Raw genomic sequence first — 23,386 nt, 5'->3', positions numbered from 1 at the left:
ATAATATATAATTATTATAGAGGAATTAATATGATAAATCCAGCACAAAGAACAAAAGCAATTGAACTGTCTCAAATCAGAAAAATGTTTGAAATTACAAATCCGGATGCCATCAATCTGGGAATTGGAGAACCTGATTTTGACGTACCTGAAAATATTAAAAATGCAATGATTGAATCAATCAATGAAAACGATACACATTACACTCCGAACAAGGGTTATATTGAGCTCAGGGAAGAGATTGTCAAGAAGTTCAAAGATGACAACGGAATAAAAACAAACCCTGAAAACATAATAGTGACCGTCGGAGCAAGCGAAGCGCTGTTCATGTGCGCACAGGCATTCGTTGAAAGTGGAAACGAAGTTCTGCTTCCAAATCCAAGCTTCCTGTCATATGAAGCATGCGTAAAGATTGCCGGAGGTAAAATTACTCCTGTTGAGTGCAGCATGGAAAACGAATTCAAGCTTAAGGCGGATGACGTTGCTGAAAAGATTAATGAAAACACAAAAGCCATCGTATTGAATTCCCCGTCAAACCCGACCGGAGCGGTAATGGAAAAGGAAGACATAAAGGCAATTGCTGATTTATCAATGGACAAAAATTTCCTCATCATTTCAGATGAAATCTATGAAAAAATCATTTACGATAAAAAGCATTATTCTCCTGCAAAATGGAGTGATAACGTAATTACAATCAACGGATTTTCAAAAACCTATGCAATGACCGGCTTAAGGATAGGCTATCTGAACGCAAACGAAGACTTGTGTGAAGAACTGCTTAAGATACACCAGTATAACCTTGCCTGCGCCACAACAACATCACAAAGAGGCGCAATTGAAGCACTTAGAGGACCGCAGGACGAAGCGGTGAAAATGGTTAACGAATTCAAAAGAAGAAGAGATTTGATTGTTGAAAGATTGAATAGAATGGGATATGAAACTGTCAATGCGGAAGGAGCATTCTACGTATTTCCAAAAATCGATGATGAAAACTTTGTCCAAAAGGCAGCCAAAGCAGGAGTCATAACGGTTCCCGGTGCAGCTTTCGGTTCAAACGGAAAGGGACACGTAAGAATGTCTTACGCAAATTCATATGAAAACATCGAAAAAGCTATGGATATTCTGGAGGAGCGTCTAGTTAATGGATGAGCTAAGAGAAAAAGGCGGTAAAAAGGCCGCAACGGTAGCAATAACAGCGAACTGTTTTTTAACGGCATTCAACATACTCGTCGGAGTGATGAGCGGAAGTTACGCTTTGATTGCTGAAGGAATGCATACCTTTTCAGACGTTACCACATCAGTTATAGCATATATAGGATTTAAAATCGGCCAGAAACCTGCGGATGAAGAGCATCCTAGAGGCCACGGCCGTGCAGAGGCAATAAGCGGACTTGTTATAGTAGTATTCTTAACGATTGTAGGATGGGAAATCATTGATACGGCCAAAGACCAGTTCTTAAATCCGAGTTTAATTACCGTTCCCAGCTTTTACGCTGCAATAATGGCAGTATTCGGAATATTCATTAATCTGGCCATAAGTACATATATCATTAAGATCGGTGAAGAGATACACAGTCCGGCCATTGTAGCTGACGGAAAACACCAAAGAACAGATATCTTTTCATCAATAGCTATTTTATGCGGCGTTGTAGCATCAAATATAGGTTATCCAATACTTGACCCAATAGTTGGATGTTTAATTGGACTTTTAATCCTAAAGACAGCATTTGAAATTGGAAAGGAAAACATTGACAACATCATGGGAAAAGTTACGGACGATAAAATCATCAGAAAGATTGAAAGGGTAGCAAATAAAACCCCGAATGCATATGAAGCCCACAACATTAAGGTAGACAACTATGGGGCTTACGTTCTTGTCAATCTTCACGTGAAAGTCAACGGCAGCCTTACAGTATCCCAGTCACATGAAATTGCGCATAATGTTGAGAAAAATATCCTTAAAAAGATCCCAATAGTAAAATCAGCGACAGTGCATGTCTGTCCATTGGGATCAGAGTACGACCATTCCCAAGATATAGATAAAAAATAATAAAAACGCCGGGACCGGGATTTGAACCCGGGTGGTCATATGACCATCGGATTAGCAGTCCGACGCCGTACCAGGCTGGGCCATCCCGACAACAAATAAAACAAGATATAACATTATATGTAAATAAGTTATTTATAAAGTTATTTATTTTTAAATAATGGCATGTCCAGAAGTGGACAAATCGCAAAAACATGAGTGATCTGAAAACCCGACTCCACCCCGGGATACTACAAGCATCAATTGTTAATAGTAGAGCTGCTCCCTTCCGGGCCTGACACGTTCCTATATCAAAGATGATTCTTCTTTACCCTCCAGTAAAGACCTCATCACCATTAATCCTGTAGGACGAAGTTTCTATGCCGTTTTTCCAGGCTCACATTTCATTGAAAAGCCGCCTTCTGAACTTCGACTGCACCAAAGGGGGTGTGTGCTTACAGAGGACCCCTAACCCTCCAGTCTAGCCACTATTATTTTATATCATTAATATTATATAAATGTTAACAATTACTTGAAAAAAATTATTATTACAGTAACTCGGTTAAAATCCATAAAATGATGATTAATTAATTCAAATAGAAGTAAATCAAAAAATACAATTAAACATTAATTAATGATAAATAATAAAAGAAAAAAAAGTGAAATTTTTAAAATCAAAAAGATATGAAAAAAATTAACAAGACCATTACTGGAAAAAATATGCTTTTACAGTAACTGGCTTAAAACAAGTAAAAAATAATAAAAAGAAAAAACAAGAGCTTTAATTAAAATAACTCTTGAATGATATCTCCATCGGAAATAATACCAACCAATTTATCATTTTCGACTACAGGCAACTGGTTCAAAATTCCGGAACCGGTGGCTTCCTTCATGACCTTGATTGCATCTTCAATGCTGTCCTTAGGGGAAACCGTTACAACATCCTTAATCATTATTTCCTTAACGCTGGTCCCCAGTTCATACTTGTCAAGGATTAAATTATGACCAACGTCAGTTGCAGTGATTATTCCCACCAGTTTATCGTCTTCAACGACAGGCAGAGAGCTGATTTTGCATTTCATCAGTTTTTCAAATGCACATACAACATCGATATCCGGAGTTGCTGTAATCACATCTTTAGTCATTATCTGTTCCACTTTCCTCGTTTCCATCGTTTTCACCTCCAAATTCTTTAATTATTTCATTAACCATTGAATCTATGGTAGTTCTGAAATCCACATTGTTAATAACATGAGTATTATGTATTTTGGCCTGATCAACCAGGAACTGCTGGGTCTTTCTAATCGTTTCGAAATTTTCCATATAATGCTCCAGAGACCTTTTTACCCAAGGCGGCCTGCATCGGGTGTAGAATCTTTGTTTGTGCGTTTCCTCATCGTCAACCGTCAGTATAAGCATGATTACGTTGTCTTTTTTGATTAAATCTTCACGGATAAATCCTGGAACTACATGGACTCCTTCAATAATTACGCTGATACCTTCTTTAAGTGATCTCTCGATAATGGCCTCAACGCCAACATTAACTACGTCAACGTGACTTATAAATCCTTCAATAACTGCATCTACACGGATTGCTGGAGTCCTTATGCTCTCATAAGCGTCAAAACTGGACTTGTGGATAACCGGATTCAAATCTTTGGATACGATTTTACGCATTACCTCACGAATCATATCCGTACTTATAATGTTTTTCAATCCCAAACGATTTGCAAGCTCGAAAGCCATTGAAGAGGTTCCAACACCGGAAGCACCTCCAATCAATATAATTAAAGGCTCATCGGACTTTCTGACCTCTCTCCAATTTTTGTATTTGGATGACACTTCGGGATCTACATTATTAAGGTAATCTGCAACATAAGTTGCCAAATCATTTACAGAAATCTCATTGATGTCCCGTTCAAGAAGTTCCTTTTCTATTTCATTTGCAATCTCATAAGCCTGGTCAAGTCCCAGTCTTGAAACACGCAGTGAACGGGCCAAAACACCTTTTGAAAAGGGTTCCTTATACTGATTTCCTTCAATATTTCCAACAACCCAAATCATAAATATCACTCTAAAATCATTTTGCTAAAAAGATATTTAAAAATAATAATAGATAAAATTTGTTATTTGATTTTTGTAAAAAAAAAGAGAGAAAAAGTCATTAGATTATTCATCTAATGAAATAACATTAATATCGAACGTAGCACCGTCTGTAATGTCAATGAGAACAGCGCCGTTGTCCTTTAACATTCCAGGATTGGCAACCTTAGTAGTATTGCCTATCTGGCTTAAGGATTTTGCTTCGTGGATATGTCCGCAAATGTTGATTTCAGGTTCAAATTCGTGAATTGACTTTAAAATTCCTGAACTTCCGACATGCTCGCCTGTTGAAGTCTTATCCGCATCAGTATTGAACGGTGGAGCGTGGGTAACAAGGATTCTGACCTTAGGAACATCCTTGTTGTAGACATAGTCATAGTTTGCCATCAATTCATAAACGTCACCGTAAATCTTTAAATCGTCGATTTCACCTGGAGTGTCGAATGGAGTCGGATTGGATCCCCCATATCCGAATAGGATAGCATCACCGTATCCGATGATTTCGTTGTGAAGACAGAATGCTCCGGATTCTCCGATTGCCTTACAGATTCCCGCAGGGTCGCAGTTTCCAGGGATTGCAATTACGTCACAGTCATATTCAAATATCTTGCCTATGAATTCGCCTACAAATTCAAGAGGTCCGAAATTTGTAATGTCTCCAAGTATAATGACCAAATCAATATCATTGTTGTCTAAGTATTTGTATAAGTTTTCGTTTTCTTCTCCATGAACATCACTAATAGCTAAAATTTTCATATTATTTATCTCCTATAATTCTTCCAAGAAAAAAGAACCCATTTCTTTCAAGCCAATCTGCAAATCAGGCTTGTCTCCATGAAGAGCAACAGTAACATCATCATCGAATTCAATGATTAAACCGTGCCATTCGGCGATTTCCTGAACTCTTTCTTCAGCTAAAGGAACCTTCAAATTGATTCTTCCGGTTGTCAGTCCCGGAGGAGAGTTGACCAGAAATGTTGAACGGGATTTTGGAAATTCAAAGACTTCTTCTCCCCTCATAGCCCTTTTGAAGTAACCAAGCCATTCGTCAACGTATTCTTCTCCTTCTTCTTCTGCAATAACAAGAATGGTTCCCTGAATTTTATTTAAAGACATCTCTGCCTGAGCCAAACCATTAATCAAATCCGGATGGGTAGGATCTCTTTTGTATGAACTGATAGATGACCTGATTAATCCCATCTCCGGGTTAATTCCTTCGGGAATCTCGTATCCCCTTTGAGTTAAGTCTGAAATAAGATTAAAAAGAACTAACCAATTTTGTTCGGAAGGCAAGCTCATAAATGTCCACCTATAATTTTTAAAGTAGTATGGTTGATTTTAGCGTCAGCTTCTTTCAATTCCTTTTCGATTTCTCTGGTATTTTTATATGAATCCAGGAATAAGACATGATGAGTTGAAGTGCCTGAAATGTTTAGAATAGCCAATTCATCATCAGCCTTAAGTTCTCTTTTTTCAATAGTCGCTTTGAACTGAACGTAAGGTTCATATTCTTCAGGAAGGTCTTCATATTTAAAAATACCGTCTAAAGTTGCCACAAACATATTTTATACCTCACTTATTTTATAACATTTAAATTTTTTAAATTAATGATATATAAAATTAATTAAAAATCATTCGTATGTTAACGAACAAAATAAAATTTTAAAAAAAAATTGCTACTTAAATAAGTAACAATACCCGAAATGTGTTTTCAATGCCTAAAAAATAAAAAAAGAATAAGGATAAAATCCTTAAACTTATTTAGCGTTTTCACCTAAAGCTTTAGCTAAAGCAGGAGCTGCATCGATTTTTTGTGCGTCTAAAGTTAATTCGTCAGCAGATAATCCCATAGCTAATCCGTATAATTGAGCTAAGTGGAATACAGGAATTGCGAAGTCAGTTCCGTATTTTTCGTTAACTTCGGTTTGTCCTTGATCGAATTGCATGTGACAGAATGGACATACGTCGATGATTGCGTCTACGCCTGCTTCGGCCATGTGGTCGAGTTTTTCTTTGGTGTAACTTGCGGTTACATCTAAATCTCTAGCTCTTAAACCTCCACCTGCACCACAGCACATCATTTTGTCTTTGTAGTCGACAGATTTAGCACCGGTGATTTCAACAAGATCATCTAAGATGGATGGGTTTTCAGCCTGTTCTTCGATACCGATTTCAGCTGTAGGTTTTAAGAAGTGGCATCCGTAGTGGACAGCAACGTTTAAATCTAATGGTTTTTCAATGAGGGATGCTAATTTTTCGTATCCGACATCGTCTCTTAAGATTTGAGCTAAGTGTTTTACGTTAGTAGTTCCTTTGAACTCTTTACCGATTTCTGCTAAGTTAGCGTTGATTTTAGCTCTTTTGTCATCGTCTTCTTTTAACATGTGGTTAGCTTCAAATAAAGAACCGAAACATCCGTTACATTCGGTTAAGATGTCAGCGCCCATGTCTTCTGCAAGAGTTAAGTTACGTGCAGCAATGGTAGCCCAGGTTTCTTCATCAAAAGATCCGAATACACCAGGAGCAGGACAACAGGAAGCTCCTTCCATGTCTTTTAATTCAATATCTAATGCGTCAAATAATATACGGGTTGCTTTTTCAATACCAGGATAACGGTTTGGCATGATACAACCTAAGAAATATGCGATTTCCATACTAATACTCTCCTAATCAAATCTATTCTTTTAATCCGCCGGTTGCTTCATCGTAACCGATTAATTCATCAAAAGCGGTAATTTTACATAATTTTTTAACTTCTTCTAATGCTCCAGCATCTGCGTGAGTAGTTGGAGGTACTTCTGAAAGACCAATTTGGCTTCTTAATGCTTTAGCAGCATCGTTGATAGGTACAGCGTGACCTGTGTTGATTACGAATACACCAGTCATTTTGTGTGGTTTTGCCATGTATCCAGCGTGTGCAGCAACGTTACGTGCTTTTTTGATGATTTCAACAATTTTAACACTTCTAGGACATCTTTCTTGGCAGGTGTAACAGGTAGTACACATCCATAATGCGTCGTCAGCGATTACTTCTTCTTTTAATCCGAGTAAACATTTTCTGACTATTTGTCTTACTTTATAAGGAGTTCTCCTTCCTGAAGGACATCCTCCACCACAGGTACCACATTGGAAACAATGTTTAACCGTTTCAATTCCAGCATCAATAAACTCAGCAGTAAATTCTGGGTCACGATTTGCGTCTGTTAATAATTCTTTATCAGTCAATAAAGTCATATTATCTCTCTTTTCTTCTTTATTTTCATTTTCAGATTCAGCTTTCTCAGCTGCTTCTTCTTCATTATCAGTGTTAACATCTTCCTCTTGTGAAGAAGTATTTTCTTCAACATCTAAAGATTCTTCCACAGGAACTTCTTCTTCAATTTCTGAAGTTTCATCGCCATCTTCCTCAGCTGCTTCTTCAACTGCTTCTTCAGCAGCTTCTTCAGCTGATTCAACTTCTTGAACTTCTTCTACATCAGAGTCTTCCTCTGCCTCAGGAATTTCTTCATCATTAGAAGGTTCAGCTTCTTCTATTATAGGAAGATCCTCTTCAACACTTTCTTCTTCGATGGAGCCGACATTCTTTTTGAATGTTATCTCCTTACTGATTGTGTCCCCTTCTTTTTTAACAACCTCTGAAATTGATACGGTTGTTTTTGTGCCGGACACAATAGTATTTCCCAAATTTGAAGATGTAACTTCGGCATCATCAGAAAACTTATCTGCGATGCCTTTTTCTTCCATATCTTTTTCCTCTTTAAACAAGGATTTAAGACGATTTATAATAGACATTGAAAACACACCTCGGATTTTCATTGGATTAAATTACCTCCAATCCTTAATTATAATTTATTTGAAAATCCTATATAAAGCTTACTAAATTTTTTGAATGTGTAATCAAAAAGCTTACACCCATTAAATTTTTTAGGATATCCTAAAATGCTATAAACTATGAAAAACAAAATTATTTTGATGATAAGAAAATACGAAATAAAATCACATGACGGACCCGGAAGATACGGCAAACTTGACGGCGAGAAAACCCCGAAAATATTTTATGAAGAGGACCTGAAAATAGCTCCGTCACATGGCTCAGCCTACAATATCGACAAGGAAATAGCCAAGCTCAACGTCAGGGAAACCTTAAGGCTTGCAAAAGAAAATGCCGATGAATGCGACTGCGCAGTAATTCAGGGATCAAAATACATCAACCTGAGAATAGAATGCCTTAAAGGCCTTGAGGAAATCGGATACAACGTATTCGTCATAGCAAACGGGGATGAACTGTTAACTAATCCGAGAGAGCTGGTTGACATTGTCGTTAATTTAAGGAAAAATGCTCATCCTTCAAGTGTGCTTATTTTCACTTTTGCCGAAAGCTCATTCATGCCCATATTAACATACATGGGAATAGACGGGTTTTTAAGCGATGCGAGCAATTACTACAGTTATTTGAATGTTCTGCAGACCCCGACAAAGGCATATGACCTGAACAGCTATGGGATTTATGAAGACCTCACTCCTGAGGAACTTGAAGAAAAAAATCTGGAATGCCTTGAATTCGTCATAAAGGAAATCCAAAGCCATATGGAAAACTCTTCCCTTAGAAACCTGGTTGAAGAGCGCTCAACTACATCACCACAAAACGTGTCAACATTGAAGCTTCTGGACAAGAATTACATGGACTTTATCCTCGAATACAGCCAGCTATTCTAATTTAAGGGAATCGACCATATCTTCATATTCGGATATTGTTTTTGATGAATAGTCAGTGGTTCTAAGCTCAAATATGTAGATATCGCCCTGCTCTATAAAAACGAAAGTGTGAATGTCAAAAGTGATTTGGGGAGTTTTGATATTTCCATGAAGCCTTATGGCATCCATTGAAGCTTTTTTTACAAAGACAGATTCGAAAATTGTTCCGCCATCATCGCTGATGCATGTCTCCATGAATTCCTTGTATCTTTCCAAATCGGTTTCTGTCGGAAAGGCAACGATGTTTAAAAGGTTATTTTCGCCCTTTGACAGGGTTGCAATGCAGTCGGGATTGTTTGAAGTGTCCGGATTTTCTGCCTGCCATGTATCTGGATATTCAAAGCTCAGGTTTCCTGAACGGAATAGGTTAAACTCCATGAATCATTCCTCTTCCTTTGAATTGATGTCAATGGTTTCGGGTGCTTCCTCAAGGGTGTCGATGTATTTGGAAAATGGTTCTGGAAGCTTAGGCATTACTTCCTTTAGTATTTCGGCGGCATCCAATTCAAGTGCCTGGCCTGAAAGCAGCTGCTCGACGTCAAAATCAAACTCAAAAGGTTTAAGCAAATCGTCTGTAGGTACCCTTAAGTTAATCTTCTTTTTGTTAAGTATCATTTTAAGAGTGCTTGTGTTTCGAATCTGCTCATTCATGTCATCGATTGTGCTGTTTATGTCATATGCTATAGCTTTATTCTTCTCATTTACTTCATGCTTTGATTTTGATATGGACTTTTCCAAATCGGCAACCAGCTGGGCGTTTCTCTTGTTGATGTTTTCCCTTGCCTCATCGATGACGACGTTAATGGCGTTCAGAATGGATTTGTTCAGCTCAACGTTGTAGGCAAGAATCATCTTGTTTTTATAGTCAAGTTCCTTGAAAATAGCTACCCTTTCTTCGTCAACGCTTACGAGTTTTTTGTTCAGCTCATAGATTTCATCCTTGGCCTGAATCAGCTGTTCCTTATCTGAAAGCTGATCCTTTAGGGAACCGACATCATCAAAGAATGAAGACTTCAAGGTATCAAGCTGGTCCTGCAGTTCTGCAATCTGGGCATCCTTTTCGGCTATGATATCCTCATCGACCGCTTCAGACGGATTGTTTGCAATAAGCTCTTCATATTCCTCTTTTGGAAGAACTTTAACAAGGTCATTGTCTTCAAATGGATCTTCTTTTTTAAGACTTACCTGTTTCTGCTTTGATTCCTTTTCTATTGAGTTACCATCTTTATCTTTACTTGAATATTTTTTAGTGTACACCCGTACGGTTCTGAATTCGTCATTTTCCATATCCAAACACCTACTTTAATTATATCTAAATTGTTCATAATTTAAATAGTTTGTCTAAAAAAATGCAATTGAGGAGAATTGAAAATATCCGAATCACTTCTCCTCATTTTCAATCCACAATATCATTGCTTCCTCAACAGCCTTTGAATACCATCCGCTGGTAAAAAGCAGCTTGGAGGAAGCCACTTTACGGAAATATATATCCAAATCATTATTAATGCTAATGGTAACTCTTTTGTTCTTTGTCATACATGAATATTAAAAAACTTCTAGTAAATAAACTAAGCAGTATTTTTTGAGCTTAATTTTACTCTTAAATGATAATAATTATGAGGGAAGGTAAAAACAAGGTAAATTAGAAAAGAAATCTTCTTGAAAATTAGCTAAAACAATTATCTTTGTGTTAATTAGCGGGTGAAATGAAAATCGAAAATCACCTTTTGAAATTTTCATGACAATATTATGGGCATTAACGAAAAATGATTTGACATCTTTGAAATTGAATTTTTGCCTCGGGCGAAATATTGGCCTGTATCATTTTTACAAAATTTTTTCAAAATACATTTTCATGAAGCAATTTCAAGAGGGATAATGTGGGCAATATATTTGATTGCATGTAGATACCTTTGATGAATAATGCCGGAAATAAAAATATACTTATGGATAATTGAAAAATCAGTTGAATAAATGATGAAGTCATGATGAAAGTATTGATTTGAGGACATGTTTGCCGCATTAAAAAATAGGAAAAAAACAGCTGAGAAAATTAATCTCAGCCGGTTACAGTAATTTTATTTGCGATATTGGTTCCGTCATAGCTTGAGGTTATGATGTATTCTCCAGGCATCAAGTTAATGTTGAGCTTGGATTGACCTTCGGAATCTGTTGTCTTGCTGTAGAAGACTCCATTGATGTTGAAGGTTACGTTTTGGCCTGTATAAGGGTTGCCCTGACCGTCAACGAGCGTTGCAACGAACTGGTCCGGAGTGCCGTACTTTTTAGTCATGTTATCGGCGGACAATACCTGAAGGACAGTGATGTTGTTTGAAACCATGCACCCCTCATACTCAGCAGTTATGACATAGTCTCCAGGCTGCAGGTTAATGTTGAGCTTGGCAATGCCTGATTCGTTGGTAGTCCTTTCATAGAAAACACCGTTGATGTTGAACTTGACCGTTACATTGGCGCCTACAGCTTTTCCATCATCACCTATGACTTTAACGGTGTACTGAGTGGCATTACGATAATATTTGGTTATGTCACTGTTTTCAATGATTTTAGGTAAAACTGTGATGTTATTAGCAGTGTTTTCTCCAGTAACCGTATTTATTGCAGTAATTATATATTCACCCTGTTCCAAGTTAATGTTTAATCTTGCCAGACCTTCATTTCCAGATACCTTGCGGTCATATAATACACCATTAATGTTAAATTGAACATCAGTTCCATTAGCCAGGAATTTGCCTTCGCTGTCAAGGAACGTTGCATAGTATTGGGTTGCGTTTCTAAATACTTTAACAACGTCAGTGCCATTAACGGTAGTCAAGACAGTGACTGTTGCATTAACGGAAGTGCCATCATAACTTACGACAACAGGATATTCACCGGAGTTCAGGTTAACGGCAATTGATGCTGAACCGTTTTCATCAGTAACCCTAACATAACCCAAACCGTTAAGAGTAATGCCTACAGTAGCATTTGCAATAGGATTGCCTTGTCTATCCGTAAGGTTTACTGAGAATCTTTCAGACCCGCCATAGTATTTGGTTAGATTCTCGGCTGTTATGATGAATTTGTCTTCAATGGAAATCGGACAGACAATTTCAAATCCGTTGTATATGTCATCTCCGCCATAGATTAAAGTTGCATTATATTCCCCTGAAGGAACATCGCTTAAGTCAAATGATGAGGTTCCGTTTTCAATCGGTGAGACAATAGTTCCATTGCCAATAGACAATGTGATATTGCCTTCTGCATCTTCAGGAACTTCAACCGTGACATTTGTATCGTTTACCGTGACGTTTGAAGTGCATGATACTTTTGAGACCTTGAAAGTGCCGTTTGCGCTTGACTGCTCGTATGAATCACTGCCGTAAACGGCTGAGATGTTGTAATCTCCCGCAGGATAGGCTTTGTTATAAACAGGCATTAACAATGCTCCGTTAATTCCCCTTACGGTAGTGGCGTTAATCTCTATCGTGAAATCATCGTCATTAATGCTTACGGATACGTTGCCTCTTGCATCGCCCGGCAATCTGATGAGCGCAACAGCAGCATTAACGTCAGTCACATTAATGTCAAAAGTGTTAATGGTAATGTTATAATCCGCTTTCAATACATTAAATACAGCGTTATCTCCTGATGAATTGTAATATTCATTTCCTTCATAGGTTGCTGAAATGTTATATTCACCGACATCCAAACTGCCGTTTCTGATGAAGAGAACTGTTTTATCTGAGATAATTTTGTGTTCGGATGAGTTGATGTCATAGACTGAAGTATCGTTTCCGATTGTTACTCTGACATTTCCTGTCGCATCGCCAGGTAAAAGGATATCTGCAATAATGCCGTTCCATTCGCTGTAGCTGACATTATGGGCTTCAACGGAAATGTTGGAATCTGCCTTAATCATAGTAATGTTATTTGCAGTATTTTCGCCCGTCACAGGATTGGTTGCAGTAACTATGTATTCGCCGGCAGGCAAATCTACGTTTAATTGCGCCAAACCACTATCTCCTGAAACGTTTGCATTATAGATTACGCCATTGATGTTGAACTTAACCCCGGTTCCGTTTTCAAGGAAATTGCCTTTACCGTCAAGGAATGTTGCATTATAGCTAGTTCCATCCTTATAGACCTTTGTAATGTCTGTTCCGTTAACGGTTGACAGTACAGTAACTGTCACATTAACTGTTTTATTTTCTAAGCTGGCACTCGCAGGATATTGCCCGGTGTTTAAATTAATATTGAGTCTGGCAATACCTCTTTCATTGGTAATCCTGTTATATGTAACTCCATTGATAGTAATCTGAACGGTTTTACCTCGTAAAGGCTGGCCTTTAACGTTGATTACTTCAACCAGAAACGCTTCGCTTCCGCCATAATATTTGGTAAGATTTTCAGCCATCATATTGAAGTCAGATTTGATTGAGACAGGCACGATTTCTTCAAATCCGTTATAAATGTCATCACCAGGATAGGTCAAATTAGCATCGTAATCGCCGTCAGGAATCTCCGATAAGTTAAATTCAGCAATTCCATCATTAATTTTAGATATTAATGTATTATTTCCAAGAGTTAATGTGATATTGCCTAAAGCATCATTAGAAACATTAACGGTCATTATAGTATCGTTTAAATTAATTTCTGGAGCAATATCAACTTTATTGATTGTCAGATTAACATCCATAATGTTAGTTTCATTGAAAATATCATCACCATGATAGTAAACAGACACAATATAATCTCCAGGATCCAAAGTATCAACAAAAGTGAGCGTTCCATTTAAAGTTTGATTTAAAGCAATAATAAAACCACCAGAACCAGCAATACCAATATCCACCATACCAGTAGCATTCTCATTATAATCCAAGTAAAGCACAATATCTTCACCGAATGTGATAGTCGGAGCTTCAACAGACAGCTCAGAATCCAGTTTGTTTATTATTAATGTTGCATTTGCAGTTGCACTTTCAAATATTTGGTTTCCAAAGTATTCAACGGTCACATTATAGACATCAGGAAGAAGGCTGAACTCTATAATGACTGTATTGTTTAAAGGCTCATACCATGCATCGCCACCATATTTTTCGCCTTTAAAGTAGATATTTGTCAATCCAGTTGCATTATCGTTGTAGTGAAGGATTATCATTATTATTTCACCATAAACGATGACGGAATCTTCAACTGACAATTCAGGTTTTAATTTATTGATAATTAATGTTGCATTTGCAGTTGCATTTGTGAATGTTTCATCCCCACTATATGAAACAGTTATATTATAATTGTCCGGCAAAATCATTTCTGGAAGCGTAATGCTTGCATTTAATGCAATATCTTCAAATGAGTAATTATATTCATCACCGGTTAAAGTTATATTGACCTTTCCTGTTGCATTAACATTATAGTCAAGGAGAATTGTGGTATTGCTGCCATAATCAGTCACCTGAGAATCAACTGCAACAGATAATTCAGGGTCTACATTCATGTTTTCTAAAAAGATTGTGCATTCTTCATCCCGAAGAGGAGAATTATCCAAAACACTTCTAAAATTATTATAAGAAGCAATATTAGAAGTATCACCTCCATCAGCCGCACTGGCATTCACATACCAGTCACGATTATCGCTTGAAATTACATTATCCTCACATGACAGGCCGACAGCATCATCAGATACGCCGGCTGACAATAATTCATTGTCTGCTGTATGGTTTACATAATCACTGGCTGATACGCCAGCTACTGACATTAAAAAAAGTACCATTAAACAGACACAAATCAAATATTTAATTTTCATAATAAATCATTCTCTCCATAATATATTTTTAGTTATGCTATATTATGCACAATATAATTTATAACAGCATACATTTTTTCTAAAAAAAAGGCGATTTAAACAAACATCACGCAACAAGGATTTCATGCCCTGAAAAATAACGGGCCAAAAAGATTGCACAAATGAAATTCAAAGAAAAGATTTATATAGTATGAAAACATAATAATAAACGATGTGAAATAAAATTCATGTCTACAATGAACATCAGTCGATCATTTTATAATCTCCAAATTTAGTTCATTGCAATTAAAAACACGAAGTAGAACTAAATGATTCTACTTCCCCCCTCCCCTAATCACCTACACCATAAAAATAACTATTGCTCCAACACAATCGCTTATTTTAACGTTTAACAAATAAAAACACAATATCAATAATTAACTTAATGATTTTATAGCCAAATTTCGAATTAAAACCGTGATTTTTAAAAAATACTAATCAAGACATCATTAAATATGGATTTAAAGCCTAAAACAAGAAAATTTTAATCATAATAGAGTATTACCATAAAAAGATTTATATATAATTAAAACATAATATTAAACGATATGAAAAAAACTTCATGTCTAATAGAACAAATTTAATATTATTTAATCTCCAGATTTGTTCAATACACCAAACAGAATGAAGTAGACAGTAAATCTCTACTTCTTCTTCCCCTATTTTTTATTAAACATCATCCAGAATGGAAGAATCGGCGCCTGCAATCTCAACGAGATACTCAGCCTCAACGATATGTAATTCGGCAGGTATAACGATGCAGTGAAGCGGTCCTCCAAAGTCAAAATCGATTAAATCAGATATTTTTCCCGCCTTTACGACAACGTCGCTTGAACCTACGCGGGCAATACCTACAGCCAGAGTATCTTCACCGACCAATCCGTCGTAATCCAGACTATCGCGTATATTCATCAGGTATTCCAGGCCTTCGTTAACCGTCATGTAGCGGTCATTGTGTGCCTGAATGTCAAGCAGAACGAGGGTGTGAAGATTTGACTTCAGGTTCTCTTCAATTGCCATATATGGAGATTTAGGATAGAAATTATAGTCCGGGAACGGAATGGTTGTCACCTTACCGAACTTGTATCCCTGAAGCCCGGAAATAGCCGGAGCGGAAGATAAAATTGATGATCCGTGAATGACCTCATATTCTATTCCCTTTTTGGAGCACTGAATAAGAAAATCACTGTGAGTAGTTGCAATAAGGGGATCTCCTCCGGTAATCAGCGCAACGTCAGAATCCCTTGCCTCTTCAATGAATTTGTGCTCCTCTTCGACTTCACCCCTGACAAGAACCTCAATCTTTTTACCGATTAAGGATTCAATTTCATCAAAACTTGAACCGAACAAGCGGGAAGTGAAGAATTCGGCATAAATCTTATCTACATTTTTTAAACATTCCAAACCCTTTAGGGAAATATCCTTTTCATCAAATAAACCTAAACCTACTAAATAAAACATGATATTAATATATATTGAATAAAACATAAAAAAGTTATTATGAAATCAGTGAAGGTTCCATTAAAAAAGCTTAATGACGTTCGAAAGGAGTTAATTGAAAAGGAATTAATGAGAATGGATTACCGCATAAAAGCCGAAAAGGACTACGGTTACATTCCGGTGAAGGAAGATATTGAAGGCTATGAAATCGTCGATGCTGACCTGGAAGAGCTAAATACCCATCCCCACAATTTCTCCGAACTGCTTGAAGACGAACTGAGCGAAGAAGAAATCGAGAATCTGAAAACTTCCTTCGACACTATCGGCGATATTGTTATTTTAGAGATTCCCGATGAACTGGAAGAAAAGAAAAACATTATAGGAAAGGCAACGCTGGACTTCACCAAAAGAAGGTCAATCTACATGAAGAAAAGCGCCGTGCATGGAACCATCAGAATAAGGGACCTGGAGCTGATTGCCGGTGAGGACAATCCCATTACAATCCACAAGGAGCATGGGGCAAGACTGAAGCTTAACGTCTGCGAAGTCTACTTTTCACCAAGGCTTGCAACCGAAAGAAAACGCGTAAGCGATAGCGTTCATGACGGAGAAAATATTCTGGACATGTTCTGCGGAATAGGTCCGTTTCCGGTGGTGATAGCCAGAAACAATGACGTTGAGATTACCGGCGTTGACATCAATGAAAATGCGATAAAGTATTTCAAAGAAAACATCAGGTTAAACAAGCTCAAAAACGTTGAAGCCATCTGCGGCGATGCGAGAGAAATATCTTCATCATTTAAATGCAAGTTCGACAGGATAATCATGAACCTTCCCGGCCTTGCCTATGATTTCCTTGATGTTGCAATGAATCTGATTGAAGATGGTGGAACAATCAACTATTATGAATTCTCAGATGGGTATGAACAGGGTACAAAAAGGTTAAGTGATGCTGCATTGAAAGCCGGCAAAAACGTTGAGATAACAAATACACGAAAGGTCAAGTCCACATCCCCAGGAGAGTGGCACGTGGCAATCGATGCAAGGATAACTTCCAAATGACCACCATTTCATTATGCGAAAAAAAATCTATTGAAAATTTAGGTATGAAAAAAAATATATATTTGTTCATGAACAAAATCATAATCATATAAAAAAGATATTCAATATGGAGTGAGATATTATAAACATCAATAGAGAAAAATCATTGATTCGTTCCAGAGAGCTTGATGAAATAGCTATTGACGATATGAAGCACAAGTCAAAGGTTAGAACCGGTTTTAGCGAATTTTCTAAAAAAATATATGAAAATAACAAAAGTAAAATCCTGAATGAATTGAATGCAGGTGAAGAAGACTGGAACAATCCGAAATGGCAATTAAAGAATCGCATTTGTACAGCTGACGAAATTTCAAAATACACAAGCCTTTCAGATGATGAATACGAACACATTAAAGAAGTCAGCGAAAGATACAGATTTGCAATAACTCCATATTACTTTTCACTTATTGATTTTGACAATCCCGACTGTCCCATAAAGCTGCAGTCCATTCCGAACATTGAGGAACTGGATGAGGACGGAGAGCTTGATCCCATGAAGGAGGAACAGTCCAATCCTTTAGGAAAAATCACAAGAAGATATCCCAACAAGCTGATAATCAATGTCACCAATGCCTGCCCGATGCTTTGCAGACACTGCCAGCGCCGCAGACTAATCGGAAACACCGAAAAGCACACTTCCAAATCAGACATTGACGAATCAATAGAATTCATTGAAAATCATGAAAGCATAAGGGAAGTGCTGGTTACCGGCGGAGACGCATTGCTATTGCCGAACGATAAATTGGAGTACATATTTAATAGATTGTCCCAGATAAATCATGTTGATGTGATGAGAGTCGGAACAAGGACACTGGCAACCCTTCCATTCAGAATTGACAATGAACTGGCCGTTCTTCTTAGAAAGTATAAGGTTAACGTGTCAACGCAGTTCAATCATGCCTGCGAGATTACTCCGGAGGCCGTAAGGGCTGTCGATACATTGACTGACCATGGAGTTCTCGTAAGAAATCAGATGGTGTTGTTGCATAACATTAATGACGACAAATACTGCATTCAAAAGACAAATGAGGAACTGCAGAAATACCGCGTAATACCGTATTATCTCTTCCATCCAAAAGACATCAAGGGCACCAAGCACTTCCAGGTCGATATTGAAAAAGGTCTGGAGATTATGAAGCATCTGGAAGGAAGAACCAGCGGAATGTGCAAGCCGACATACGTGTTCAATTCCCCCGGTGGGCTCGGCAAAATACCTCTGGTGCCTATGGAAAATATTGAACATCAAAAAAACGGCTATAAGTTAACTACGTGGGAAAACAAGACCATTATCCGTGATTAGAATTATTTCATTTATTTTAAATAGGATCAATAATGCCGTTTTCAGTAATGATACCGGTAATGAATTCGCTAGGAGTGATGTCGAAAGCCGGATTGATTACTTCAGTGCCTTCAGGACAGATCCTGGCACCACCATAATACCTTACCTCATCGCCATCACGCTCTTCTATAACCGTATCAAAGATTGATGCGTCAAAATCAAAGGTTGATAGGGGAGCTGCCACATAGAATGGAACGTCATGCTGTTTTGCTGCCATCGCAACCATGAATGAACCAATCTTGTTGACGACACCGCCTTTTGCAATCCTGTCTGCGCCGATTACGACCTTGTCGATTTTTCCCTGAGACATCAGAAATCCTGAAGCGACATCCGGAATCAGTTTGACCGGAATGTTTTCCTGCTGCATTTCCCAAACGCTCAAGCTGGCACCCTGGCCTCTTGGCCTTGTTTCATCACATATTACGTTAATGCTTTTTCCTGCATCACGGGCTGCCCTGAATACTCCAAGGGCGGTTCCGTAATCAACACATGCAAGAGCTCCAGCATTGCAGTGTGTCAATACCGTATCGCCGTCATCGATTACCTCAGCGCCGTACTTTCCGATTGCCATGTTGGTATCGATGTCTTCCTGATACATCTTCAGGGCTTCGTCAAGGGGATTATCGCTACCCAATACCCTGTCAACTGCCCAGAAGAGATTGATGGCCGTTGGTCTTGCGGCCTTGATTTCATCGGCTGCCTTATCCAAATCCTCGCCATCCAGATAGGCAAGAGCCATTCCAAATCCTGCGGCAACACCGATTGCCGGAGCGCCACGAACAATCATGTCTCGGATTGCCACAATGACCTCATGATAATTTTCGCAGTAAACGTAAGTCAATTCATCCGGAAGTTTCGTCTGGTCTATTAATTTCAATCTATTGTCTTCCCATTCCATAGTTCTCATAGTTTCACCAAAAATATTAATCCTTTGTTTTTCTCAATCATTTCTTCCAATCTATCGAATTTCCTATTAAATATTAAATCTGAATCATAGTTATCTTTATAAAAAAGAATATTTAATGCTATCATTTTTAATAATTTGTTAATCAAATAATAGAATATGCGAATGTCAAAATCGAAAATAAACACTTATATCAAATGTCCTAGGGAATTCAAATACCGTTATATCGACGAGATTGAAGTCCCTCCAAACGAATACATGGCACTGGGAAGCGACGTTCATCTAATAGCTGAAAAGTACGCCGAAATATACGGGGACAACCCTCAGGAAAATCCGAGATACTTCCTTGATTTGATATCCGAGCAGCTGAACATCGGCGTTGATGACATTGACGTTCATCTTGAAAGCCTGTCTGACTTTTTTAAGCTGGCGCTGATTGAAAAGGACTTTAAGATTTTCAGCCAGGAGGAATACCTTACAAATGAAACCCATAACTTTACGGGCATTACCGATTTGATTTTGGAAAATTCCTCAGGAGAACTGATAGTAATAGACTACAAGACAGGTTCCTCATCCTCGTTCAGCAAGTGCCGCCTGGAGCTTGGATACTACAAGATGCTTGTTGAAAGCGCCTATGACCGTGACGTCATCGGTGCAGGAATATTTTTCACAAAGGACAATAAGCTGAGAGTTTTGTACTTTGAAGACGAGGAAAACAAAAGGAAATTCATGCACTCAAAAGAGCTAGAAGAGGGAATAGATACATTATATAAAGTAAGAGAGAAAGTAAATGCCGGAAAATTCCCGAAAAACAGACAGTACATTTGCAGATTCTGCACTTACGAAGAAATCTGCTATAAGGATTTTGATTAAAAAAAAAAGAATTGAAAAAGTGATTATTTTTCTATTACATAACCACTGTTTTGACCTTTAGTTATAAATATTGGAGCGTCTTCGCCCAAAAATTCCCTGGTTGCTTTTAAGACGCTTTCACGGTTTCTATCATCTACAACGGAATAAATTGTAGGTCCGAATGAACTCATACCAACACCGTATGCACCGTTATCGCGCAAATGCTGCATCAGATTATGCATCCTTTCATCGTATAACGTTAATTCAGCCTTCTGGAAACCTCTTTTGTGAATTTCATCAATGCATTTGCCGAAAGCTTCAATATCCTTTTCAAGCATTGCAGGAATCATATTCATGAAAACGATGTGTGAGAGCTGTTCGACTTCCCTTTGCGGAAGCGGACAGAATTTCTGGAATAAATTAATCTCTTCACCGTCGTGAATTGAAAGTCCGTATGGTGGAATGGCTACCAGCACATCCCATTCCTGTGGAAACTCATATCTTCCAATAAGTGGCGGTGGAGATGCACTTGATGCTGAAGAAGGCAGGAATGTTGCCTTTTCCTTTAAACTGTGTCCTCCGTCAGCTATGAATCCTCCGTCTTCAAAGCCGTAAGTTCCAATACCTGAGGTTCCTCCCCTTCCAACGATTGTGGACAGTTCAACTGATCCCTTTTCGATTCCGACAGTTTCACAGATTAACTTAGCCGTTGCAAGGGCAATCTGAGTTCCGGATCCGAAACCTGAATGTGCTGAAAAGGCGTTGTGAACCTTAAAGTTGAATCCAATATCCAAATCGAAATGACTGCAGATGTCTTCATAAGCCTGTCTAATTTTCAGGTTACATTCTTCAATAGCTTCTTCATCAGTAATGCTTTCATCAAATTCAACGGTAACTCCGCTTTCAGTTTGAGTGCTTTCTAAAATAAACTGAGGGTTTTGCAAGGAAAATCCTATTCCCCCGTCAATTCTACCATAAGAACCATTTAAATCCAATAAGGTTATGTGTATTCTAGCAGGTGTTCTGATTATCATATTTTCGCCCATTAAAATTAAATATAATATTGTTTTTAGTTCATATTAAATAAAAGTTATGTTAATTCGTTATGAGGATTAGGCCTATCATGCAGACAACAATGCCTAAAATCTGCTTTAAATTAATATTCTCCTTATATAGGATGTATCCGACAAAAAGAAGCGTAATCGCAAGGCAGATATTGGCAACAATGGATCCGTTGCTTACTTTCCATCCCGCACGATACATCAGTATATAGCCGGTTTCAAGCCCAACGATTGAAATTCCCAAAACGATTGAAGTCCAGTTGACGTTAGCTATCTCACAGGTTATGTCACTTGAATTTCCGAAAAGGAAAAACAATACCAAAGTAACTGCCGCAGCAACCAGATATGTGAAAAACAGCGTAATGAACGGATTTACCTCTGAAGGCGTTGATTTGGTGCAGACGTTATACATCGTATTTGCCAAAACGACCATCAATACAGGCAGGAAAAGACCCAAAACGCTATTGTTCATATTATCACAAATTTATTCAACGTCAAAATCGACTATTTCACCATTGTCATTAACTATTTTTGCTATGGTATCCTGGGCGTCTTTCAGTTTATCGTCACAAGCTTTTACCAAATCCATGGCTTTTTTAAACTCTTCAATCGCATCATCCAATGGAACGTCACCTTTTTCCAATTTTGCAACGATTTCTTCCAATTCTTTTAAATTATCTTCAAAACTATCATTTTCCATACTAAATCACCTTCGTATTAACGTTACCATCCATAAATTCAACTTCCAGTACGTCACCAGATTTCAACTGCTTTGAACTTGAAATAACCTTTCCATCACTTTTCGCTAAAGTATAACCTCTTTTTAAAGTATTCAATGGATTTAAAATCTCCAGTTTGGAGAACTGCAAGAGATAGCTTTCTTTCTGCTTTGCAAAAATCTCTTGTGGATTCTTAAATACCTTTGAATTTTTAATCAAATCCAATTTTGCATTATTTTTCATAATCAATGAATCTGATGAATGCTCCAGGCGATTGACAATATTGTCAAGCATCATTTCCTTAGGAGCATAGATTTCGCGAGGATTTTTAAACAGTCTTTTTGAGACAATGGCTTCCAGTTTGGCCTTGTTTTCATCAAGTTTTTTGTTGATGGTAAGGTTTGCCCTTGACTCGAGCTGGTCCACGCCGTTTCTGATTTCAGCATAAGGCGGAACTGCAATCTCAGCTGCTGCTGTCGGAGTGGCCGCCCTCAAATCAGCGACAAAATCAGCTATCGTGAAATCGATTTCATGACCTACTGCACTTATTACAGGCGTGCGGCATTCATAAATTGCTCTTGCAACGATTTCCTCGTTGAATGACCACAAATCCTCAATGCTTCCTCCTCCCCTTCCAACAATCAGAGTATCCAAATCAAAGTTTTCAGACCTTTTGATTTGATATACAATGTTTTGGGCCGCATTTTCTCCCTGAACCAGTGAAGGGAAAAGGATTACTTCACACAATGGCCAGCGTCTCTTAATGGTTATTATGATGTCTCTAATGGCTGCACCGTTTGCAGCAGTTACAACGCCGATTCTTTTTGGAAAATTAGGAATTTTCTTTTTGTGTGCAGGGTCAAAGAGACCTTCTTTATTAAGTTTTTCCTTTAATTTTTCGTATTTCCTGTGCAAATCACCGATACCGTCTTTGGAAATCTCGCTTACATACAACTGATAGGTTCCATAATTCTTATAGACCTCGATTTTTCCTTCGATTAGTACTTTCATACCATCTTCGGGCTTGAATTTAAGTCTATGGCGAGCGCCGAACATCACTCCCTTGATTTGGCTGTTTTCATCCTTTAAAGTGAAATACAAATGCCCGCTTCTATATAATTTAACATTAGACAGCTCTCCCTTGATAAAGACATGCTTTAAATTCGAATCACTGCCGATGAGCCTAACAATATAATCCGTGATTTCAGATACAGTGATATACTCCCCGTCCATTAATATCACCT

Annotated in this window: 23 protein-coding genes, 1 tRNA gene and 1 other RNA gene; 6 read left to right on the top strand and 19 right to left on the bottom strand. The window is 37.9% G+C overall.

Annotation, left to right across the window (positions count from 1 at the left end; genetic code table 11):
- Positions 1-30: 30 nt before the first annotated feature.
- Both F3G70_RS00910 and F3G70_RS00905 read left to right on the top strand, forming a co-directional pair.
- The gene (locus F3G70_RS00910; RefSeq protein WP_149730831.1) at positions 31-1,149 is read left to right on the top strand and encodes a pyridoxal phosphate-dependent aminotransferase; all 1,119 of its coding nucleotides are present in this window, start codon (positions 31-33) and stop codon (positions 1,147-1,149) included.
- Positions 1,142-2,050 (top strand): cation diffusion facilitator family transporter, encoded by a 909-nt coding sequence (locus F3G70_RS00905; RefSeq protein ID WP_149730830.1) that lies wholly within the window; start codon positions 1,142-1,144, stop codon positions 2,048-2,050. Before F3G70_RS00910 ends, F3G70_RS00905 begins: the two co-directional genes overlap by 8 nt.
- Positions 2,051-2,056: 6 nt before the next feature.
- Here F3G70_RS00905 and F3G70_RS00900 read toward each other — a convergent pair.
- The 9 genes from F3G70_RS00900 to hdrC form a co-directional block, all read right to left on the bottom strand.
- Positions 2,057-2,140 (bottom strand) — tRNA-Ser (locus tag F3G70_RS00900).
- 64 nt (positions 2,141-2,204) lie between these two features.
- Positions 2,205-2,518: signal recognition particle sRNA (gene ffs / locus F3G70_RS00895), an RNA gene on the bottom strand.
- A gap of 293 nt (positions 2,519-2,811) precedes the next feature.
- Positions 2,812-3,198, bottom strand: coding sequence for a CBS domain-containing protein (locus F3G70_RS00890; RefSeq protein ID WP_149730829.1), 387 nt, complete (start codon positions 3,196-3,198; stop codon positions 2,812-2,814).
- The gene (locus tag F3G70_RS00885; protein ID WP_149730828.1) at positions 3,164-4,090 is read right to left on the bottom strand and encodes a 2-phosphoglycerate kinase; all 927 of its coding nucleotides are present in this window, start codon (positions 4,088-4,090) and stop codon (positions 3,164-3,166) included. The genes F3G70_RS00890 and F3G70_RS00885 overlap by 35 nt, the downstream gene beginning before the upstream one ends.
- A 105-nt stretch (positions 4,091-4,195) precedes the next feature.
- Complete coding sequence (locus F3G70_RS00880) at positions 4,196-4,885, bottom strand: metallophosphoesterase family protein (RefSeq protein WP_149730827.1); 690 nt, start codon at positions 4,883-4,885, stop codon at positions 4,196-4,198.
- Between the two features lie 12 nt (positions 4,886-4,897).
- A complete protein-coding gene (locus F3G70_RS00875) occupies positions 4,898-5,428 on the bottom strand; it encodes a DUF2096 domain-containing protein (protein WP_149730826.1) in 531 nt (176 codons plus the stop codon).
- Positions 5,425-5,691, bottom strand: a complete 267-nt coding sequence (locus F3G70_RS00870) for a DUF749 domain-containing protein (RefSeq protein ID WP_149730825.1) — start codon at positions 5,689-5,691, stop codon at positions 5,425-5,427. Before F3G70_RS00870 ends, F3G70_RS00875 begins: the two co-directional genes overlap by 4 nt.
- Before the next feature lie 195 nt (positions 5,692-5,886).
- The gene (gene hdrB / locus F3G70_RS00865) at positions 5,887-6,783 is read right to left on the bottom strand and encodes a CoB--CoM heterodisulfide reductase subunit B (protein ID WP_149730824.1); all 897 of its coding nucleotides are present in this window, start codon (positions 6,781-6,783) and stop codon (positions 5,887-5,889) included.
- Between the two features lie 22 nt (positions 6,784-6,805).
- Positions 6,806-7,921: a CoB--CoM heterodisulfide reductase subunit C gene (hdrC, locus tag F3G70_RS00860; RefSeq protein WP_149730823.1), complete on the bottom strand. Its 1,116-nt coding sequence runs from the start codon at positions 7,919-7,921 to the stop codon at positions 6,806-6,808.
- Positions 7,922-8,101: 180 nt separating this feature from the next.
- On the opposite strand from hdrC, the gene F3G70_RS00855 reads away from it, so the two are divergent.
- On the top strand, positions 8,102-8,845 hold the full coding sequence (locus F3G70_RS00855) for an archaeosine tRNA-ribosyltransferase (RefSeq protein ID WP_223165969.1): 744 nt from the start codon (positions 8,102-8,104) through the stop codon (positions 8,843-8,845).
- On the opposite strand, the gene F3G70_RS00850 is transcribed toward F3G70_RS00855, so the two are convergent.
- The 5 genes from F3G70_RS00850 to dph5 all read right to left on the bottom strand — a co-directional run bounded on the left by F3G70_RS00850 (position 8,837) and on the right by dph5 (position 16,187).
- Positions 8,837-9,262 (bottom strand): hypothetical protein, encoded by a 426-nt coding sequence (locus F3G70_RS00850; RefSeq protein ID WP_149730822.1) that lies wholly within the window; start codon positions 9,260-9,262, stop codon positions 8,837-8,839. The two genes, F3G70_RS00855 and F3G70_RS00850, sit on opposite strands and share 9 nt — an antisense overlap.
- A 3-nt stretch (positions 9,263-9,265) precedes the next feature.
- Positions 9,266-10,171 carry a hypothetical protein gene (locus F3G70_RS00845; RefSeq protein WP_149730821.1) on the bottom strand — a complete coding sequence of 302 codons (906 nt, stop codon included), beginning with the start codon at positions 10,169-10,171 and terminating at the stop codon, positions 9,266-9,268.
- Positions 10,172-10,264: 93 nt separating this feature from the next.
- A complete protein-coding gene (locus F3G70_RS11945; RefSeq protein ID WP_188118014.1) occupies positions 10,265-10,420 on the bottom strand; it encodes a hypothetical protein in 156 nt (51 codons plus the stop codon).
- 523 nt (positions 10,421-10,943) lie between these two features.
- A complete protein-coding gene (locus F3G70_RS00840) occupies positions 10,944-14,639 on the bottom strand; it encodes a carboxypeptidase-like regulatory domain-containing protein (RefSeq protein WP_149730820.1) in 3,696 nt (1,231 codons plus the stop codon).
- A 756-nt stretch (positions 14,640-15,395) separates the two neighbouring features.
- The gene (gene dph5, locus F3G70_RS00835) at positions 15,396-16,187 is read right to left on the bottom strand and encodes a diphthine synthase (RefSeq protein ID WP_149730819.1); all 792 of its coding nucleotides are present in this window, start codon (positions 16,185-16,187) and stop codon (positions 15,396-15,398) included.
- Between the two features lie 39 nt (positions 16,188-16,226).
- On the opposite strand from dph5, the gene F3G70_RS00830 reads away from it, so the two are divergent.
- Positions 16,227-17,228: a class I SAM-dependent methyltransferase gene (locus F3G70_RS00830; RefSeq protein ID WP_149730818.1), complete on the top strand. Its 1,002-nt coding sequence runs from the start codon at positions 16,227-16,229 to the stop codon at positions 17,226-17,228.
- 145 nt (positions 17,229-17,373) lie between these two features.
- Positions 17,374-18,567, top strand: coding sequence for a KamA family radical SAM protein (locus tag F3G70_RS00825; RefSeq protein ID WP_149730817.1), 1,194 nt, complete (start codon positions 17,374-17,376; stop codon positions 18,565-18,567).
- A 16-nt stretch (positions 18,568-18,583) separates the two neighbouring features.
- Here F3G70_RS00825 and mtnA read toward each other — a convergent pair whose 3' ends face one another.
- Positions 18,584-19,513, bottom strand: a complete 930-nt coding sequence (gene mtnA, locus F3G70_RS00820) for an S-methyl-5-thioribose-1-phosphate isomerase (RefSeq protein WP_149730816.1) — start codon at positions 19,511-19,513, stop codon at positions 18,584-18,586.
- Positions 19,514-19,675: 162 nt separating this feature from the next.
- Between mtnA and F3G70_RS00815 the strand changes: the two genes are divergently transcribed.
- Entirely contained in the window at positions 19,676-20,383 is a 708-nt protein-coding gene (locus F3G70_RS00815; RefSeq protein WP_188118013.1) for a PD-(D/E)XK nuclease family protein, read from the top strand.
- Between the two features lie 23 nt (positions 20,384-20,406).
- On the opposite strand, the gene F3G70_RS00810 is transcribed toward F3G70_RS00815, so the two are convergent.
- The 4 genes from F3G70_RS00810 to xseA form a co-directional block, all read right to left on the bottom strand.
- The gene (locus F3G70_RS00810) at positions 20,407-21,396 is read right to left on the bottom strand and encodes a beta-ribofuranosylaminobenzene 5'-phosphate synthase (RefSeq protein WP_149730814.1); all 990 of its coding nucleotides are present in this window, start codon (positions 21,394-21,396) and stop codon (positions 20,407-20,409) included.
- Between the two features lie 61 nt (positions 21,397-21,457).
- Positions 21,458-21,895 (bottom strand): EamA family transporter, encoded by a 438-nt coding sequence (locus F3G70_RS00805; RefSeq protein WP_149730813.1) that lies wholly within the window; start codon positions 21,893-21,895, stop codon positions 21,458-21,460.
- A 12-nt stretch (positions 21,896-21,907) separates the two neighbouring features.
- Positions 21,908-22,123, bottom strand: a complete 216-nt coding sequence (locus F3G70_RS00800; protein ID WP_149730812.1) for an exodeoxyribonuclease VII small subunit — start codon at positions 22,121-22,123, stop codon at positions 21,908-21,910.
- Between the two features lies 1 nt (position 22,124).
- The gene (xseA, locus tag F3G70_RS00795) at positions 22,125-23,375 is read right to left on the bottom strand and encodes an exodeoxyribonuclease VII large subunit (protein ID WP_149730811.1); all 1,251 of its coding nucleotides are present in this window, start codon (positions 23,373-23,375) and stop codon (positions 22,125-22,127) included.
- Positions 23,376-23,386: the final 11 nt, after the last annotated feature.

Origin of the sequence: Methanobrevibacter millerae (genome assembly GCF_900103415.1) — an archaeon.
GTDB lineage: Archaea > Methanobacteriota > Methanobacteria > Methanobacteriales > Methanobacteriaceae > Methanocatella > Methanocatella millerae.
Note: the sequence above shows the minus strand (reverse complement) of the source record. Positions and strands in the feature narration are given on the sequence as shown.

Excerpts from the sequence above, each read along its gene's own strand:
- F3G70_RS00910 (WP_149730831.1), top strand. The coding sequence starts at position 31 with ATGATAAATCCAGCACAAAGAACAAAAGCAATTGAACTGTCTCAAATC.
- F3G70_RS00905 (WP_149730830.1), top strand. The coding sequence starts at position 1,142 with ATGGATGAGCTAAGAGAAAAAGGCGGTAAAAAGGCCGCAACGGTAGCA.
- F3G70_RS00890 (WP_149730829.1), bottom strand. The coding sequence starts at position 3,198 with ATGGAAACGAGGAAAGTGGAACAGATAATGACTAAAGATGTGATTACA.
- F3G70_RS00885 (WP_149730828.1), bottom strand. The coding sequence starts at position 4,090 with ATGATTTGGGTTGTTGGAAATATTGAAGGAAATCAGTATAAGGAACCC.
- F3G70_RS00880 (WP_149730827.1), bottom strand. The coding sequence starts at position 4,885 with ATGAAAATTTTAGCTATTAGTGATGTTCATGGAGAAGAAAACGAAAAC.
- F3G70_RS00875 (WP_149730826.1), bottom strand. The coding sequence starts at position 5,428 with ATGAGCTTGCCTTCCGAACAAAATTGGTTAGTTCTTTTTAATCTTATT.
- F3G70_RS00870 (WP_149730825.1), bottom strand. The coding sequence starts at position 5,691 with ATGTTTGTGGCAACTTTAGACGGTATTTTTAAATATGAAGACCTTCCT.
- hdrB (WP_149730824.1), bottom strand. The coding sequence starts at position 6,783 with ATGGAAATCGCATATTTCTTAGGTTGTATCATGCCAAACCGTTATCCT.
- hdrC (WP_149730823.1), bottom strand. The coding sequence starts at position 7,921 with ATGTCTATTATAAATCGTCTTAAATCCTTGTTTAAAGAGGAAAAAGAT.
- F3G70_RS00855 (WP_223165969.1), top strand. The coding sequence starts at position 8,102 with ATGATAAGAAAATACGAAATAAAATCACATGACGGACCCGGAAGATAC.
- F3G70_RS00850 (WP_149730822.1), bottom strand. The coding sequence starts at position 9,262 with ATGGAGTTTAACCTATTCCGTTCAGGAAACCTGAGCTTTGAATATCCA.
- F3G70_RS00845 (WP_149730821.1), bottom strand. The coding sequence starts at position 10,171 with ATGGAAAATGACGAATTCAGAACCGTACGGGTGTACACTAAAAAATAT.
- F3G70_RS11945 (WP_188118014.1), bottom strand. The coding sequence starts at position 10,420 with ATGACAAAGAACAAAAGAGTTACCATTAGCATTAATAATGATTTGGAT.
- F3G70_RS00840 (WP_149730820.1), bottom strand. The coding sequence starts at position 14,639 with ATGTCAGTAGCTGGCGTATCAGCCAGTGATTATGTAAACCATACAGCA.
- dph5 (WP_149730819.1), bottom strand. The coding sequence starts at position 16,187 with ATGTTTTATTTAGTAGGTTTAGGTTTATTTGATGAAAAGGATATTTCC.
- F3G70_RS00830 (WP_149730818.1), top strand. The coding sequence starts at position 16,227 with ATGAAATCAGTGAAGGTTCCATTAAAAAAGCTTAATGACGTTCGAAAG.
- mtnA (WP_149730816.1), bottom strand. The coding sequence starts at position 19,513 with ATGAGAACTATGGAATGGGAAGACAATAGATTGAAATTAATAGACCAG.
- F3G70_RS00815 (WP_188118013.1), top strand. The coding sequence starts at position 19,676 with ATGTCAAAATCGAAAATAAACACTTATATCAAATGTCCTAGGGAATTC.
- F3G70_RS00810 (WP_149730814.1), bottom strand. The coding sequence starts at position 21,396 with ATGATAATCAGAACACCTGCTAGAATACACATAACCTTATTGGATTTA.
- F3G70_RS00805 (WP_149730813.1), bottom strand. The coding sequence starts at position 21,895 with ATGAACAATAGCGTTTTGGGTCTTTTCCTGCCTGTATTGATGGTCGTT.
- F3G70_RS00800 (WP_149730812.1), bottom strand. The coding sequence starts at position 22,123 with ATGGAAAATGATAGTTTTGAAGATAATTTAAAAGAATTGGAAGAAATC.
- xseA (WP_149730811.1), bottom strand. The coding sequence starts at position 23,375 with ATGGACGGGGAGTATATCACTGTATCTGAAATCACGGATTATATTGTT.